Origin of the sequence: Halovibrio sp. HP20-59 (assembly GCF_033052795.2) — a bacterium.
In the GTDB taxonomy this organism is placed as follows: Bacteria; Pseudomonadota; Gammaproteobacteria; order Pseudomonadales; family Halomonadaceae; genus Vreelandella.
In genome coordinates this window covers 1-16,976 of sequence record NZ_JAWJUW020000028.1, presented here as the reverse complement: position 1 = coordinate 16,976, position 16,976 = coordinate 1, and the positions used below count along the sequence as shown (strand labels likewise).

Below are 16,976 nucleotides of genomic sequence, written 5' to 3'. Positions count from 1 at the left end.
GCGCTGTGGCATAATGCCGCCTATAAACGCTCTCCGGTTTGAGAAGGAAGAAAATGAAAGTTTTAATGATAGGCGGCGGCGGTCGTGAACATGCATTGGCGTGGAAGCTGGCTCAATCAAGTCAGGTCGAGCAAGTTTTTGTCGCTCCTGGCAACGCCGGTACCGCCACGGAAGCAAAGTTGACCAACGTAGCGATTGACGCAACGGATCTAGCCAGTTTGGTGGCGTTTGCTCGTGATGAACAGATTGATTTGACCGTAGTAGGGCCGGAAGCTCCCTTGGTAGAGGGTGTTGTTGACCGTTTTCAAGCGGCTGGCCTAGCCATTTTTGGCCCTACCCAGGCGGCGGCTCAACTTGAGGGCTCTAAATCTTTCACTAAAGATTTTCTGGCCCGCCATGGTATCCCCTCGGCTGACTATCAGACATTTACCGAGGTAGACCCTGCGCTTACCTACCTCCGTAAAATGGGCGCGCCGATTGTTATCAAGGCCGATGGCCTTGCGGCGGGCAAAGGCGTCATTGTGGCGTTCAGCGAAGCCGAAGCCGAAGCGGCTATTCGCGACATGCTGGAAGCCAACGCGTTTGGCGGTGCAGGCGCTCGCGTGGTGATTGAAGAGTTTTTGCAAGGTGAAGAGGCGAGCTTTATTGTCATGGTCGATGGTGACAACGTTGTGCCCATGGCCACCAGCCAAGACCATAAGCGCGCTTACGATGGCGATACAGGCCCCAATACCGGTGGAATGGGGGCCTACTCCCCGGCCCCGGTGGTCACGCCCGAGGTTGATGCACGCATTATGCAACAGGTCATTTTGCCCACCGTGCGGGGGATGGCTGCAGAGGGCAATGCTTATACAGGCTTTTTGTATGCGGGCTTGATGATAGACGCGGCGGGTAACCCCAAGGTGATCGAGTACAACTGCCGCTTTGGCGACCCTGAAACCCAGCCGATTATGCTGCGCTTAAATTCTGACTTGGCTGAGCTCTGTTTAGCGGGTGCCGAGGGCAGGTTGGCAGGACACCGCTGTGAATGGGATTCGCGCGCATCAGTGGGTGTCGTGATGGCCGCGGGTGGTTACCCTGGAGACTACCGCAAGGGGGATGTCATTCGCGGCTTGGCGGCGGCTGAACAAACGGGCTGCAAAGTCTTTCATGCTGGCACCGCTCATAATGCCGAAGGCGACATTACCACTGCCGGTGGTCGCGTACTCTGTGTCACGGCGCTAGGCACCACGGTTTCAGCGGCGCAGCGGCAAGCGTATCAAGGCGTTAAGGCCATTCAGTGGCAAGGTGCCGAGTATCGTCGAGACATCGCTTTCCGAGCGATTGCGCGCGAAGGCTGAGTAATCCCAATCCGACACCGATAAGGAAGCAGGCATGGAACGGGTCAAGCTGGATTTTCCCGCTGAAGCGATTATTCATCGTCATCCCTTGACGGTGAGGGTAACCGATATGAATTACGGTCGGCACCTGGGCCATGATGCGCTGGTGTCGCTGCTTCACGAAGCGCGTATACAGGCCTTCGCGGCGCTTGATCTGCCCGAATGGGACATGCATGGTTATCCCAGCGTGGTGGCCGACTTGGCGGTGCAGTATTTAAACGAAGCGCGCTGGCCCGATGCGTTGGTCATAGAAACCGCAGTGCCTACGCCGCAGGGCAAGGCCTTGACAATTTACCAGCGTATTTACAAAAGTGAATCGCAGCAGTGGGTAGCAACGGCGCGAGTTAATCAACTGTTGATTGACCTTGCCACCGGTCGGCCCGTTGATGTGCCGGAACGGGTCAAGCAAGCGCTTGCCGATGCGAGGAGTGACTGATGTCGCGGGAATACCCGATAATTGCCGTCACTGGTTCATCAGGCGCTGGAACGACAACCGTGCGGCGCAGCTTTGAGCGCATGTTCCTACGTGAAGATGTGCACGCAGCGGTAGTCGATGGCGATGCTTTCCACCGCTATACGCGTGATGACCTGCACCGTATCTTCCGTGAAGAACCGGAGCGCAAAAACGAGCTCTCTCACTTTGCCGTCGAGGCCAATTTACTAGATCGGCTGGAAGGCCTGTTCAATGAGTATGGCGAGCATGGCTCTGGCACCTTTCGACACTATATTCACGCCGAAGATAAGCAGAAAATTGAAGCGGGCTGTCGGGTAGGTACGTTTACCGAGTGGCAGTCGCTCCCTTGCGGCACTGACTTGCTCTTTTATGAAGGCTTGCACGGCGGACTGGTGACCGAAGAGTATGATATTGCCCGGCATGTAGACTTGTTGGTGGGTGTAGCACCCACCATGAACCTTGAGTGGATTCAAAAGATTGACCGTGACACTAAGCTGCGAGGCTATTCCCAAGAAGCGGTGATAGACACCATCCTGGGCCGTATGGATGACTACGTGCGTTATATTCAGCCGCAGTTTTCGCGAACGCATATCAATTTTCAGCGTGTGCCTACCGTGGATACCTCCAATCCCTTTGAAGTGCAGGATATTCCCACCGACGCTGAGTCGTTTGTCGTTATCCGCTTTAGGGACCCTTCCACCGTAGATTTTCCCTGGCTGCTGGCAATGATTAAAGATTCGTTTATGACCCGCCCGCATACTCTGGTGGTACCCGGTGCGCGTATGGCGTTGGCGATGGAGTTGATTCTGGCTCCCTTGGTTAGGCATTTATTGTCTCAGCGGCGCTTTCGCTAAAAGGGTCGCGAGTCAAAGCTAGCTACTACTGTTGCTATTAAGGCGGGTAGAGATAACGTTACACTTGAGTGGCAAGGCGCCCATTAAGGAGAGCTGTATGGATTGTCTGTTTTGCAAAATTATCAATCGCGACATTCCCGCTGATATCGTCTACGAAGATGACCACGTACTGGCGTTTAATGACATCAACCCCCAGGCGCCTGTGCATCAGCTGATTATTCCTAAAAAACATATCGCTACGCTCAACGATATTGAGGAAGATGATCTTGCCTTGGTGGGGCGGCTTCAATTAACTGCCGCGCAGCTTGCCCATGAGCAGGGCTTTGCCGAAGACGGCTACCGTGTGGTGATGAACTGCAACGAAATGGGCGGGCAAACGGTCTATCATATCCATATGCATTTGATGGGCGGTCGTGTATTCACATGGCCTGCCGGTTAAAACCATCAAGCGATATACACCGCGTGTGAGGAAACGTTGCCATGGATCGTCAACATAGCCGTTCAGACCGCATGATTCATCAGTTTGATACCTTTTTACGGACTCTGATCCCCCGTGCGGCATCTGCTCAGCGTAGCAACCCCGCTGAAAAAGTCGCCGATGGGCCGTTAGATGACCAAGAGCGTCGCCTTTCATCGGGCTTAATGCGGATCAGTCACACTAGTGAAGTCTGCGTTCAAGCGCTGTATCAGGGCCAGAGTGTTACTGGCTCGCTTGACCAACCGTATAAGCAGAGGGAGCAGTCGGCGCTTGAGAAGATCGATCACCTAGCCTGGTGCGATGAACGTCTAGCGCAGTTGCAAAGCCGAACGAGCTACTTAAACCCGCTGTTTTATGTTGCTTCGTTTGGCATTGGCGCAGCGACGGGCGCTGTAAGCGAACGCATTGGTTTGGGGACTATTGCGGCCACCCAAGAGCAGGTCGCTAAGCAGCTAGAAGTACAGCAAACATCACTGCCTGCTGGCGATCATCGCTCCCGCGCCATACTGCGCAAAATTGCCGTGGACGATGCCCATCATGCTCAGCTTGCTTTAGAAGCCGGTGGCGTGCGTTTTCCTGCACCGGTGAAGTGGGGAATGCGCTTTGCTGCGAAAGTAATGTCTAAAAGTGTCTACCACCTTTGAGATAAAGGCATCGCGTAGCGCTCAGTGAGTTAAGCATTGAATCAAAAAGGCCCCGCAGAGCGGGGCCTTTGACGGTGGGAACGATGCCCGCTATTAGGCGTCAATTCGCTTGTACTTCATGCGTTTAGGGGTATCGTTACCGACCCGCTTTTTATGGTCCTCTTCATACTCTGTATAGTTGCCTTCAAATACGACCACTTCAGAGTCGCCCTCGAAGGCCATAATATGCGTGGCGATACGGTCAAGGAACCAGCGGTCGTGAGAAATCACCATGGCGCAACCTGGGAATGCCAGCAGCGCATCTTCCAATGCCCGCAGGGTTTCGATGTCCAGGTCGTTTGATGGCTCATCAAGCAGCAGTACGTTAGCGCCTTGCTTGAGCGTTTGGGCTAGCTGCAAGCGGCCGCGCTCACCGCCGGAAAGCTCTGATAAGCGCTTCTGCTGGTCGTTGCCCTTGAAGTTGAAGCGTCCCACATAGGCGCGTGAAGAGACTTCATAGCCGTTAATGTTGAGAATATCCTGCCCATCAGAAACGGCTTCCCAAACGGTTTGTTTATCGTCTAGCGCGTCGCGTAGCTGCTCAACGTAGGCGATATCGACCGTTTCGCCTATCACCACTTCACCAGCGTCCGGCTCTTCTTTACCGGTTATCAATTTAAACAGAGTCGATTTACCAGCGCCGTTACCGCCGATAATCCCAACAATCGCCCCTGGGGGAATCGTAAAAGACAGGTCTTGGTAAAGTAGTTTGTCATCGAAGCGCTTGGTCACGTTATGGAATTCGATGACTTTGTCCCCCAGGCGCGGTCCCGGCGGAATGTAAATTTCATTGGTTTCGTTACGTTTTTGGAAATCGCCAGACTGCATTTCTTCAAAGCGATTGAGGCGTGCTTTGCTTTTAGCCTGGCGACCTTTAGCGTTACTACGTACCCACTCAAGCTCTTGCCTAATCGCTTTCTGACGCGAGGCTTCTTGCTTGGACTCTTGGTTTAAACGCTGTTCTTTCTGTTCTAGCCACTGAGAGTAGTTACCTTCAAACGGAATGCCTTGGCCGCGGTCCAGTTCAAGAATCCAGCCTGCCACGTTATCCAGGAAGTAACGATCGTGAGTAATTGCCACCACCGTGCCGCTGTAATCGTGTAAAAAGCGTTCGAGCCAAGCCACTGACTCGGCATCTAGGTGGTTGGTGGGCTCATCAAGCAGCAGCATGTCAGGGCTAGAAAGCAGCAGGCGACAAAGCGCAACGCGGCGGCGTTCACCACCCGAAAGGTTACCCACTTTGGCGTCCCAGGGGGGCAGGCGTAGTGCCTCGGCGGCGACTTCAAGCTTACGCTCTAGATTGTGGGCATCCGCAGCTTCAATGATATTTTCAAGCCGCGCCTGCTCGCTGGCCAGCGCATCAAAGTCGGCATCGGGTTCTGCATAGGCCGCGTAGACGCCATCCAGCTTCTCTTGTGCCTCTTTGATTGCCCCTAGCGCTTCTTCAACGGTGTCGCGGACGTTTTTTTCGTCATCAAGCTGCGGCTCCTGAGGAAGGTAGCCAATATTGATGCCGGGCATCGCACGAGCTTCACCTTCAAACTCTTTATCGACACCGGCCATGATGCGCAGCAGTGTGGATTTACCCGCACCGTTAAGCCCGAGTACGCCAATTTTGGCGCCAGGGAAAAACGACAGCGAAATATCTTTGAGAATTTGCTTTTTGGGCGGCACTACTTTGCCGACCCGGTTCATGGTGAAAACAAATTGCGCCATGGAGATCCGTTAGGTTGATGGAAGAAACATGCTATTGGCTAGGCTCAGATGATAGTGGTCTGCGCCAGGAAAGGCTAGACAGCCAGGTGTCGACATTAGCCCGGTCTTCTCAGACGTTGAGAAGGCCGGGCAAAAGGTTGAGGCTTATTCTTCTTCGTCCCAGTCATCCTTAATCACACGCTGCAAGCGACGCTCTTCCAGCCAGGCTTCTACTTGGCGCCGTGCGCGCAAGCTGTCCGCTTTGCTGGGTTTGCTTTTGCCGTAGGAGTCGTCGTTAACGGCGTCTAGGCTTTCAAACTCGTCAGCGTCGAGTGTCTCGGTAGTATAGATTTCACGACTTAAGGGGTCACGGCTCATGGTATGCCCTCCAACCCAACCGGCGTACCGGCATCATAACGGCTTTACTTGTCTGCTCAATGTACCTGCCAACCCAGTCTACAAAGTAAAGCGCCTAGCGCAGTTTAAACGCCTTGCCGCTATATACCGCCAGTTGGAATGAAGTTCAAGCCCTGGTCACTTTTTTAGTGAGAAAGTCAATGTTCAGCTGTTGTTTTGCTGCTTTTGCTGCTTTTGCAGCGCCGCCAGCGCTAGCTGCGACTCGACTCGCTCGGTTACGTCTTTTTGTACCCCGATGTAATACATGAGCTTATCGGCTTCATCATAAACCGGCGTAATGGACAGCTCATTCCAGAACATGGTGCCGTCTTTGCGATAGTTGCGCAGTACTTCACGCGAAGGTCGGCCGTCATCAAGCGCCACCCTAATGGCGTCTAGGCCATCTTGGTCGCGGTCTTCATTCTGTAAAAAGCGGCAATCGCGGTACAGAATTTCGTCCGCACTGTAGCCCGTTAAGCGCTCAAAACCTTTATTAACGTAGATGAGGATATTTTCATCCCCTTCTTGTTCGGCAACGACAATGCCGTCTTCCGACGCGTCAACAATGCGTTCAAGCAGCTCTGGGCTGATCAAAGGAGATCGTTTCATCAATGGGTTCCTGTTGCAGCTCCAGTCCTTCCCGTAGACCACGCTATTCTCTAGCTCTGTGGTCCAGCAGGGTATCCAATTACTTATTATAGGCAGCACGGCAAATGCTCCAGCCCACAACGGCTATTCAGCTCCATCATGGCGAGCGTGGCCGCGCATTGCAATCTTGACCCCTATCTTAATATTAGCGGTCTTGCTTTTCATATCACGATATTCGTGGGGACTTTCTCAACTTACTCGATTTCAGGCAACTGTTGCGCGCATAGCATAGCGCCGACGGCGGTGCCCGCCAGGACCAATAGCAATATGGCGCTGCCGAACCACTGGGCCAGCGCGCCAATAAGGCCACCGACAAGTAGCATTAAAAGCCCCGTAAGCGTATTAGAAAGGGCGACGTAAAGCGCACGATTATCTTGGCTCGCCATATCGACCAGATAAGTTTTACGGCCTAGGCGTACGCCGTGGTGCACAATAACCAGTAGGGCATAAACCCCTGCATACGGCCAGATACTCTGTGTCCATGCTCCCGGTAGCCACACCAAACTCGCACCTAGAGCACAACAAATGGCAGTTCCAACGGCTGCATCACGCATTGTGCGGCGGCTGGACTGGTCGGCACGCTTTCCCCACAACGGGCTTGCCAGCATGGCAGCGAGTCCAGAAACCACGATTAAAATACCCAAGCCACTGAGGTCAGTGCCGCTTTGGTTTTGTCCCAGTAAGGCTAAGTAGGGCATTGCTAGTGCACTGGATAGCAGCAGCGCCCGGGCAAGATTAAAGTGCAAAAACGTGCGGTCGTCTTTAAGTAAGGATAGACCAAGCTTAATGCTATCCCAGCCGTTTTCTCCCCCTTTAATAGCGCCGGGTTCTTCTTGTATACGTGCCGCTGCCACACCGTTCAGTAGCCAGCCGGCCGCCGCAATGCTCAGCAGCCCTGCCACCATTAAGTTGTCAGGACGGCCGCCAAGCAGCATTAAAATGGCGCCTGCCGCCAGCGTGGCACCGCCAGCGATACTGCCACTCCAGCCCATTAATGTGCCGCGGCGTCCTTTGGCAATCGTTTTGCCCAACACATCTTTGGTGGCAATAGAGGACAAGCCACGTGCCAGCGAGAGTAGCACCAGCGTGGCCAATACCAAGGCGCCACCGAGGCTACCACCTGCGACGAGCGCGAGCACAGCAAGAACCAGTGCTGAAAGTGCCTGGATAAACGCGCCGGCTACCCACACCCATTTCCGCTTGGGTTTTAAACGAATGAAACCGGCGACAAAAATTTGCGGTAATAGCGCTCCTGATTCTCGAATTGGCACTAGCAAACCCACCATCCATACCGGGGCGCCGATCAGTCCCATCAACCAGGGCAGGACTAGGCGCGCGCTGGACAGTTCGTCTGCCAGCTTATTACCTAAGGCAGCCAGTAGGTGCCGACTAAAGTTGCGTGGCTGGTGATGGCAGGCATCTTCAGGGATGTCGTCGCACATGCGGCTATCTTCATCGCCTGTCAGCCACTCATAGAGTCGCGATTGAGAAACGTCTTGTTCGGCCATTGGCGCTCCTTGGCGGTTTCGGTTTATCTCAAGATGGCTATATCCTGTCCTGTCGCTTGCCTGTCTCGTGTTATCTATCCCAATTTATTTCAAGGTGACAGAATATCCACTTAGGATGACATAGTAATTAAGATGCCATAGTAATTAAGATGCCATAGTAACTAGGATGCCATAGTAACTTGCCAAGGAGATCAACGGTGTCACGTGTTCAAATTCGTTATTGCACTCAATGTCAGTGGCTACTGCGTAGCGCCTGGTATGCACAAGAATTGCTTTCCACTTTTGGTGAAGGCCTAAGCGAAGTATCGCTAGCCCCTTCCCATGGGGGGACGTTTGAAATTTGGTATGGCGACATACTATTATGGGAACGTAAACGCGATGGTGGCTTTCCCGATATCAAACTCGTTAAGCAACGCGTACGCGATCAGTTAGAGCCGGGCCGGGATTTAGGGCATATCGACCGATGAACCCCGATCGTCAGGCGATCCTCTATGGGCTAGGGGCCGTGGCGCTATGGTCGACCGTAGCGACGGCCTTCAAAGTGGCCCTTGCGTGGATGAGCCCGCTGGAGCTGATGTGGCTCGCTGCGCTCGTTTCCTGGGCCTTGATGGGGGCATTGGTCATCAAGCAGGGAAATATCTCTACAGCGTTACGGACTGGCTGGAAGACCGCCGCCTGGGCGGGATTGATGAACCCCGTCGGCTACTATCTGGTGCTGTTTGCCGCCTATGATCGCTTGCCTGGGCAAGAGGCGATGGCGCTGAATTACACTTGGGCTTTAGCCATGGCATTGCTTGCCGTGCCGTTATTGGGACATCGGCTAACACGCACGGATGTGGCCGCCGGGCTGGTCGCCTATGCGGGCGTATGGGTGATTGCGACTCGCGGCGACGTGTTGAATGTTAACTTTGCCGACCCTCTTGGAGTGGCCTTTGCGCTAGCCTCCACTCTTTTATGGGCGCTTTATTGGCTGCTTAACGCGCGCGACAAACGCCAGCCGTTGGTGGGGCAGTGGCAAAATTTTAGCGTTGGCCTCCCTGTGTTGACCCTTCTATTACTGCTTGGCCCTGGTTTTCAGTGGCACGGATGGCCCGCCTTCGGCGCCGGCGTCTATGTAGGCCTATTTGAAATGGGGGTGGCGTTTATTTTGTGGCAACTAGCGGTGCACAAGGTGTCACGTACGGCCAAAGTCTCTAACCTAATTTTCCTTTCGCCACCGGTGTCGCTCATGCTGCTTTTTTGGGTTGTGGGTGAGCCAGTTTTACCTTCAACACTGATTGGTTTGGCGTTGATTTTATTGGGATTAGGACTGCAGCAAATTCAAAAAAGCGGAAATGTTAGCTAGTGTTATTTTATGTTTTTTGTTGATTGCATTGTAATTTTGTGTTTATTTTGTTTTATAAGCATTTAATCAGTAGAAAAATAACCTAAACGGGTTAGTCTGAGGCGGTTAGGTTCTATCTACTATTGTCTTGCGCTTAAAAACGCAGAATGCAGGCTAGAAATACGTCCATAATGGCAGGATTTGTTGAGCTTATTTGGACGATGCCGTATGACATAGGTCGTTATATCATAGCAATATTGCGTGTCACGTAACGTTGAGTGCCACGCTACAGGGAACGCTAACGATGAAAAAAACTGCCGTATCGAATCTAAAAAAAGCCTTTTGTTATCATATTTTCAAGCCGCTCACGGTGACCACGTTAGCGTGCATCCCATTGACCGCCCTGGCGCAGTCGCTACCCGCAAGCCTTTATGCACCAGGCAGTACAGACCTCTCTAGTACTATTCAGCAAACCATCGTGACTAATCCTGAAGTGAATGCCGCGTGGGCAAACTTTAGCGCCGCTGGAAGTGATATCGGGGTCGCAAAAGGCAATTACCTACCGACAATTGACATCTCCGCGGGTGTGGGGCGACAAGACCAGCAGAATGATGGTCGTGGAAGCTACAGCAGCGATTTTGCAGAATTGACGCTTACCCAAATGGTGTTTGATGGGTTTGCTACCCGAAGCGAAGTGGAACGCTTGGATCGCACTCGGTTGATTGCTTATTTTGAGCTGCTGGGCGCCAGTGAAGAGGTGACGCTTGAAGCTTTTCGCACCTATCTTGATGTGCTTCGCTATCGTGAGATGGTGCGTTTAGCTCAAGATAATTATCGCCAACATCAGCGAGTTTTCTCACAAATTGAAGAGCGTGCGCTGTCCGGTGCAGGCCGCGGTGTGGATCTGGAGCAAATCAGTGGCCGCTTGGCGTTAGCAGAATCCAATCTGATGACCGAGGCGTCGAACCTACATGACGTAACGGCTCGCTATCAGCGTATCGTGGGCGAGTTACCCCCCCAGAATATGTCGCCAGCACCCAGCTTGGCGGATGAGCTGCCCGCCGATGTTAGTCAAGCCGTTGAAATGGCATTCAGCGGAAATCCAGATTTTCACGCTGCCATTGAAAATATTGCCGTACAACGAGCGGAACAAGGCGCTGCCAAGGCTGCCTTTATGCCCCGCCTGGATATACAGGGGCGCACAGGCACCAATAATGAAGACGATTCCATTGCTGGGCGCAGCGATGAGCACAGTATTCAACTAGTCGCCAGCATGAATCTCTATCGCGGCGGGTCTGATAGCGCTGCCTTTGATGCGGCGACTACGCGTATTGAGCAAGCCGTTAGTCAGCGTGAAGCCGCCTGCACCAACGTACGGCAAACCACGCAAATTGCCTACAACGATACCCAGCGTTTGACAGAGCAATTGAGCTACCTGAATGAACACCGCCAATCGATTGACCGGGTTCGCGGCGCCTACCAGCAGCAGTTTGATATTGGCCAGCGCACCTTGCTGGACGTGCTTGATAGCGAGAACGAGTACTTCGAAGCTAGCCGCGCCTATGCGAATGCAGAGTTTGATTTAACCTTGGCCCAAGCCCGAACGCTGGCTGCCATGGGTCAACTTATGCAGACCCTCGACGTGGTTCGTGAAGATATCCCTAGCCTTTCTGAGCTAGGCTACGATGAAACGACGCTTAGTACGGAGATGGCCTGTAACACAGAAGGACCGCGCGGCTTTACGTTGGAAGACTTTACCAGTGGGATTTCTGCGCTACCCACTCAAGCTGATATGCCCGCAACCGCTTATGCCGCCATTGAGCAGCCCGCCATTTCTACTCAGGGGAACGCTGTTTTTTCAAGCGAAGCAGTGCCTAGCAATTTAGCGTCTAGCCAAGCAGGGCGTCCCGCGGCTGCCGAGAGTGGCCTCTACATTCAAGTGGCATCGCTGAGTTCCGTTGAGCGTGCCGAGCGGCTAAGTAGCCAGCTAAGCGACCGGTTGACCAGTCAGGCGAGAGTATACGAAGCGGCCGGTAATTACCGTGTACAGATGGGGCCTGTTGCTTCTATTAGTGATGCTCAGCAGCTGCAGCAGACGCTCAGAGGACTGGGCTATGATGATGCCTTCGTTACTAATAGCTAATCGGGCGATAAAATCTTGTAGTGACTAATTGGCAATAAGGTGCCTAATTAACGGCGCTAGGGGAATGAGGTGTCCGTGACACAAGTCAAGCAGGAAAGGCCGACCACTGCTAACACTAACGAGCAGCCACTCGGCGATGAGTTACTCGAATGTTTGAAAGCGGTTGCCTCGTTCCATCAACATGAGGTGTCATCAGAGGCGCTAAGAGCAGGCTTGCCCTTGGAGCAGGGTAAGTTAACGCCCTCTGTGTTTAGTCGGGCTGCTTCCCGTGCTGGACTGACAGCGCGGATCGTTAAAAGCAAGCTGTCGGCGCTTAACCCAGCGCTATTTCCCGCTATTCTCTTGCTGGAACCGGGTCGGGCGTGCGTGCTGTTGGGGATTGATCTCAAACAGCAAAAAGCGAACGTCATTTTTCCTGAGCTATCCGAATCAAGGGTTGAACTGCCTCTGGAAGAACTGTATGCGGGTTATAGCGGCGAAGCTATTTACGTTCGTCCTAAGTTTCTAGCCGATAACGCGTCTGAATCAGGGGTCAAGAAACGCCGCGATCAGCACTGGTTTTGGGGGGTTATCCGCGAGAATAGGTCTCTCTACCGGGATATCGTGCTTGGGTCGGTGGCGATCAACATGTTTGCTATCGCCATGCCGTTGTTTGTGCTTAACGTCTACGACCGGGTAGTGCCCAATCAGGCAACGGAAACGCTCTGGGTGCTCGCGATAGGCATCTTTATCGTGCTTTGCTTTGACTTGGTGCTCAGGCTAATGCGCAGTAGCTTTGTCGACTTAGCCGCTAGTCGGGCGGACGTGAAGCTCTCCTCCTCAATCATGGTCAAAGCATTGGGCCTGCGTTTAGAGGAGCGTCCCGCATCCACCGGATCGTTCACCTCGACGCTTCAATCCTTTGAATCGGTACGCGCGTTTATTGGCTCTGCGACCATTCTGGGTATTGTCGATTTACCGTTTGTACTCATGTTTGCCGCGATCATCGCGCTGATTAATCCCTGGCTAGTGCTGCCGGTATTGGTGGGTATTGTATTTGTGCTGCTCTACGCACTGGCGGCTCAGGGCAAGCTTCATGAGCTTTCACAAACGACCTGGGAAGTAGGTGCGCAGCGCAACTCACTGCTGGTGGAATCAATTTCCCAGCTGGAAAATGTTAAGGCGTTGCGGGCAGAGAGCCGCATTCAGCGTCACTGGGAGAAATCGACGGCCTTTCTTTCCCGTACCGGCGCGCAGCTTCGGATGGTCAGCACTTCGGTATCTAACGTGGCTCAGTGGGCGCAGCACAGTGTTGCGGTGTGCGTCATTATCGTGGGTGTTTATCAAATTATTGAAGGTAATCTTACCCAAGGCGGTTTGATTGCCGCTTACATGCTATCTTCCCGGGCGATGGCACCTATCAGTCAAGCCGCGGCACTGCTGGCGCAGTATCATCAATCTTCAACGGCACTAGAGTCATTGAACGCGGTGATGGATAAAAATGTGGAGCGCCACGAAGGTAAGGCCTATGTAGAAAAGCCCAGCTTCGCAGGCAATATTCGCCTTGAAAAAGTCACTCTGCGCTACCCCAACGAAGAGCGAGAGGCGCTAAAAGAGGTATCGGTGACCATTAAAGCCGGTGAGAAAGTTGCCCTGCTAGGCCGCATTGGTTGCGGTAAATCGTCATTAAACAAATTGGTGTTAGGGTTTTATCAGCCAACCTCGGGTGCGGTGCTGGTAGATAACGTGGATATTCGCCAGCTCGACCCCCTGCAGTTGCGCCGCCATATCGGCTATGTGCCCCAAGACGTTAGCCTGTTTTCTGGCTCTCTGCGGGACAATATTGTCTCTGGTGGCGGCAGTGATCGCGTTGATGACGAAGCGCTGCTTAGGGCGATTGGACTGGCTGGTTTAGAGTCCTTCGTCAATAGCCATCCCCATGGTGTGGATTTGCAAGTAGGTGAACGCGGCCAAGCACTTTCCGGTGGGCAAAAGCAGTCCGTCGCTATCGCTCGTGCGCTGGTGCAGGATCCACCTATTCTGCTGTTGGATGAGCCGACAAGCTCCATGGATAACGCCAGCGAAGAGGCGTTTAAAGCCAATCTTAAAAACGTCGCTGCTGGCAAAACCATTCTAGTCGTCACGCACCGCACCTCGCTCCTCTCATTGGTCGATCGAATTATTGTCATGGATGCCGGCAAGGTCGTGGCGGATGGCCCGCGGGATACCGTGGTCGAAGCACTGCGCAAAGGCCAGATTGGGAGGGCATCGTAATGGCTCGCAAACCCTCTTCCACCACCGAACAAAAGGGTTTTGACGCGATTGGCCGATTCTCTGAAAAAGGCCAAAAGCCGTTTCGTCCTTTTATGGATCGGCTGTTTGCCAAGCGTGTGAGCGCTGCCCATCTAAGTCGTGATTGGGCCAGCGATACCGACTGGGCGCGCATGCAGCAAGAGCCTATTCGTGCACGGTTATTCCTCTATACCGTCCTGCTCGCTGTGGTTGCGCTGTTAGTGTGGGCGTATTTCGCTTCTATCGATGAAGTAACCCGTGGAGCAGGGCGTGTGATCCCCGCAAGCCAGCTACAGCGTATCCAGTCTTTTGATGGCGGTGTGGTTGAACAGATATTTATTCGCGAAGGACAAATCGTTGAGGCTGGCGAAGTGCTGATGCAAATCGATCCAACGCGCTTTGTCTCTGATTTTCGTGAAAACCGTGCCCAGCGTTATGCGCTTCAAGCGCGTGCCGAAAGGCTACGTGCGCTAGCAACGGGCACTGCGTTTGAGCCTTCCGAAGAGCTCCGCCAAGAAGTGCCTGACATTGTGATGCAAGAACGCGAGGTTTATGAAAGCCGTCGCGAAGAATTGCGCGAACAAGAAAACGTCCTCAATGACCGTATTCGCCAGCGCCAAGAAGAGCTGCGAGAGGCACAAGCTCGTCTTGATACCGCCCAACGTGAAGTCAATATGGCCAGTCAAGAGCTTAATTTAACGCGCCCGCTATTGGATTCGGGGGCTGTGTCTGAAGTAGAAGTGCTGCGCTTACGGCGGGATGGCTCCAGTGCCACAGGGGAGCGTAACCAGGCTGAGGCTGCCGTTTCTCGGCTTGAAGCCGCGGTAGAAGAAGCCGAGGGGCAACTGTTGGAGTTGGGCGCAGAACGTCGGAGTGAGTGGCGGAATGAACTTGCTCAGACGTTGGGCGACTTAAATGCATTGCAACAATCGGGAACAGGGTTGCAGGATCGCGTCCGGCTGACGGAAATTCGCTCACCGGTTGATGGTATTGTTCAGCGCATACACATCAATACCATTGGCGGTGTTGCTCAGCCAGGGCAAGAAGTTGTTGAAATCGTGCCTACTGACGACCAACTTCTGGTTGAAGCGCGCATCGCTCCGCAAGATATCGCCTTTTTGCATCCAGGGCAGCCAGCGACGATTAAGCTGACGGCCTATGACTATGCCATCTATGGCGGCTTACAGGCCGAGCTTGAGCGTATTAGCGCCGATACCATTACAGACGATGACGGTAATACCTTCTATCAAGTGCGGGTGCGCAGTTTAGAAAACGAAAATGTCGCCGATAGGCTACAAGTAATTCCCGGCATGACGGCGCAGGTGGACATAGTGACGGGTAAGCGCACAGTGATGCAGTTTATGCTGAAACCTGTCTTAAGAGCGTGGCGTGATTCCATGGGGGAGCGCTGATGAAACATTGGTTTATTACCGTAGACGGCAGTTTAAAAGGACGTTGGAAAAAAGCGTTTGAAAATGTTGGTTCATCAGGCCCTGAAACGGTTCTCCAATCAGCTAAACCGAATGACTTGGTATGGCTGTCCACCACGGTTAAAAATTGGCCGCAGTTAGTCCCTTTAATTGTTGCTGAAGGTGCAGTGGTCGTGGTGCTCAGCTATGCACCGGATGACCGGGAAGCGCTAAAAGCGTTAGACCTTGGCGCGCGCGGCTATGTGCATACTCTGGCCGCCCCTGAGGTGCTTAAACAGGTGGCCTTGGTGGTGACTAACCAAGGCGTATGGGTAGGCCAAGAGTTGTTAGCAAAGGTGTTAGGCGGCTCCTTTAAGACGCTTCAGCAGCGTAACCAAGGCGGCTCATTTCAAAATAGTGAATATCTTTCCCTGCTAACCGAACGCGAGCGTGGAGTCGCGCTCGCGGTTGCCCAAGGGGCCACCAATAAAGAAGTGGCTCGATTGTTGGATATTACTGAGCGCACCGTAAAAGCGCACCTTAGCGCTATTTTTAAAAAACTCGCCGTGCGAGATCGTTTGCAGCTAATCCTCAAACTGGCGCCAGTTGCGGAACAGATGAGCTCCTAGTACCCAGCCTCGAATTGTTGAGCAGTTGTTGTTAGGAAATGTTCACCAATAGCGGCATCACTTATCAGTTATTGCTGGGTTACAAAATGAGGCCTAAAGGGCCTCATTTTTTTGTCCATCGGTACAATACTTTTTAATTGCCTACTCCCCTAGGATGGATTCATATGCCGCTAATCTCACTAGTGCGAACGCGCTAGCTCAGTGGCACCAAACAGTGATCTAGGAGTGGCACATGGCAACGGCAACGATAATCGCTATTACAGGGCAAGCATGGGCGCGTGACGAAGCGGGTAATCTACGTGAACTGCGCATTGGCGATACGCTTCAAGAAGGCGAGACGCTAATTACCTCCAGTGATGGTCGCGTAGAGCTAGATTTTGCTGATGGTACGGGCGCCAATGTCGTAGAAGGCGGCCAAGAAGTGGCCGTTTCTGCCGATCTGGTTAGCGATCTTATTGTTGCAACGGAAGAGGCCAGTGTCCAAGACGACGACCTCGACGCGCTACTCGCTGCGCTAAATGGCGAAGAGGGTGATTTACTTGATCTTCTTGATGCCACTGCCGCTGGTGGTGGCGCCGGTGGCGGTGGCGGGGGCAGTGACTTCGTTCGCGTTGCCCGTATCGCCGAAGAAACTGACCCGCTTAGTTTTAGCACCGAAGGTGGTTTAGAAGGTGCTGAGTTTGTGGAGTTTGATGGTGGGGCTTTAGCAACTGCTACCGCTGATGAAGTGCCTGAGCCAGAACCGACTCCTGTGCCCCAGCCTGATCCAGAACCTACGCCCGAGCCAGAGCCGACACCAGAGCCAGAACCGACGCCTGAGCCAGAACCGACGCCAGAACCTGAGCCTGAGCCAGAACCTGAGCCAGAACCTGAGCCAGAACCTGAGCCGAATCCTACGCCTGAACCGGTTCTCGCGTTGGTCTCCATCGCGGGTGAACAGACTATCGTTGAGGGCGAGACCTCGGCCGCGTACACCGTCTCGGTCGATCAGCCAGCATCAGATGTGACCAGCGCGATCACCGTTGAACTGAACTACAGCGGTACCGCCCAAGACGGCACCGACTTTAACGGGGTGGCCAGCGTTACGATCCCCGCGGGCAGCAAC

Annotated in this window: 16 protein-coding genes; 12 read left to right on the top strand and 4 right to left on the bottom strand. The window is 53.4% G+C overall.

Annotated elements, in window-relative coordinates; translation table 11 throughout:
- Window positions 1–53 precede the first annotated feature (53 nt).
- The 5 genes from purD to coq7 all read left to right on the top strand — a co-directional run bounded on the left by purD (window position 54) and on the right by coq7 (window position 3,809).
- The gene (purD, locus tag RZA33_RS18540; protein ID WP_317509201.1) at window positions 54–1,340 is read left to right on the top strand and encodes a phosphoribosylamine--glycine ligase; all 1,287 of its coding nucleotides are present in this window, start codon (window positions 54–56) and stop codon (window positions 1,338–1,340) included.
- A gap of 34 nt (window positions 1,341–1,374) precedes the next feature.
- A complete protein-coding gene (locus RZA33_RS18535; RefSeq protein ID WP_317509200.1) occupies window positions 1,375–1,815 on the top strand; it encodes a thioesterase family protein in 441 nt (146 codons plus the stop codon).
- Complete coding sequence (locus tag RZA33_RS18530) at window positions 1,815–2,687, top strand: phosphoribulokinase (protein ID WP_317509199.1); 873 nt, start codon at window positions 1,815–1,817, stop codon at window positions 2,685–2,687. The genes RZA33_RS18535 and RZA33_RS18530 overlap by 1 nt, the downstream gene beginning before the upstream one ends.
- A 97-nt stretch (window positions 2,688–2,784) precedes the next feature.
- Window positions 2,785–3,126, top strand: coding sequence for a histidine triad nucleotide-binding protein (locus RZA33_RS18525; protein WP_317509198.1), 342 nt, complete (start codon window positions 2,785–2,787; stop codon window positions 3,124–3,126).
- Window positions 3,127–3,167: 41 nt separating this feature from the next.
- On the top strand, window positions 3,168–3,809 hold the full coding sequence (gene coq7, locus RZA33_RS18520; RefSeq protein WP_317509197.1) for a 2-polyprenyl-3-methyl-6-methoxy-1,4-benzoquinone monooxygenase: 642 nt from the start codon (window positions 3,168–3,170) through the stop codon (window positions 3,807–3,809).
- Window positions 3,810–3,902: 93 nt separating this feature from the next.
- Here coq7 and ettA read toward each other — a convergent pair whose 3' ends face one another.
- The 4 genes from ettA to RZA33_RS18500 all read right to left on the bottom strand — a co-directional run bounded on the left by ettA (window position 3,903) and on the right by RZA33_RS18500 (window position 8,095).
- Entirely contained in the window at window positions 3,903–5,564 is a 1,662-nt protein-coding gene (gene ettA, locus RZA33_RS18515; protein ID WP_317509196.1) for an energy-dependent translational throttle protein EttA, read from the bottom strand.
- 144 nt (window positions 5,565–5,708) lie between these two features.
- Window positions 5,709–5,921: a PA3496 family putative envelope integrity protein gene (locus tag RZA33_RS18510; protein WP_317509195.1), complete on the bottom strand. Its 213-nt coding sequence runs from the start codon at window positions 5,919–5,921 to the stop codon at window positions 5,709–5,711.
- Between the two features lie 183 nt (window positions 5,922–6,104).
- Window positions 6,105–6,548, bottom strand: a complete 444-nt coding sequence (locus tag RZA33_RS18505) for a PAS domain S-box protein (RefSeq protein WP_317509194.1) — start codon at window positions 6,546–6,548, stop codon at window positions 6,105–6,107.
- Between the two features lie 233 nt (window positions 6,549–6,781).
- Window positions 6,782–8,095 carry an MFS transporter gene (locus RZA33_RS18500; RefSeq protein WP_317509193.1) on the bottom strand — a complete coding sequence of 438 codons (1,314 nt, stop codon included), beginning with the start codon at window positions 8,093–8,095 and terminating at the stop codon, window positions 6,782–6,784.
- Window positions 8,096–8,292: 197 nt separating this feature from the next.
- Between RZA33_RS18500 and RZA33_RS18495 the strand changes: the two genes are divergently transcribed.
- The 7 genes from RZA33_RS18495 to RZA33_RS18465 form a co-directional block, all read left to right on the top strand.
- Window positions 8,293–8,562, top strand: a complete 270-nt coding sequence (locus RZA33_RS18495; RefSeq protein ID WP_317509192.1) for a SelT/SelW/SelH family protein — start codon at window positions 8,293–8,295, stop codon at window positions 8,560–8,562.
- Complete coding sequence (locus RZA33_RS18490; RefSeq protein WP_317509191.1) at window positions 8,559–9,440, top strand: DMT family transporter; 882 nt, start codon at window positions 8,559–8,561, stop codon at window positions 9,438–9,440. Before RZA33_RS18495 ends, RZA33_RS18490 begins: the two co-directional genes overlap by 4 nt.
- 283 nt (window positions 9,441–9,723) lie before the next feature.
- Window positions 9,724–11,562 carry a TolC family outer membrane protein gene (locus RZA33_RS18485; RefSeq protein ID WP_317509190.1) on the top strand — a complete coding sequence of 613 codons (1,839 nt, stop codon included), beginning with the start codon at window positions 9,724–9,726 and terminating at the stop codon, window positions 11,560–11,562.
- 75 nt (window positions 11,563–11,637) lie between these two features.
- Window positions 11,638–13,815, top strand: coding sequence for a type I secretion system permease/ATPase (locus tag RZA33_RS18480; RefSeq protein ID WP_317509189.1), 2,178 nt, complete (start codon window positions 11,638–11,640; stop codon window positions 13,813–13,815).
- On the top strand, window positions 13,815–15,245 hold the full coding sequence (locus tag RZA33_RS18475) for an HlyD family type I secretion periplasmic adaptor subunit (RefSeq protein WP_317509188.1): 1,431 nt from the start codon (window positions 13,815–13,817) through the stop codon (window positions 15,243–15,245). Before RZA33_RS18480 ends, RZA33_RS18475 begins: the two co-directional genes overlap by 1 nt.
- Entirely contained in the window at window positions 15,245–15,871 is a 627-nt protein-coding gene (locus RZA33_RS18470) for a response regulator transcription factor (RefSeq protein WP_317509187.1), read from the top strand. Before RZA33_RS18475 ends, RZA33_RS18470 begins: the two co-directional genes overlap by 1 nt.
- 232 nt (window positions 15,872–16,103) lie before the next feature.
- Window positions 16,104–16,976: retention module-containing protein (locus RZA33_RS18465; RefSeq protein WP_317509186.1), on the top strand; the 873-nt coding region annotated here is incomplete at its 3' end.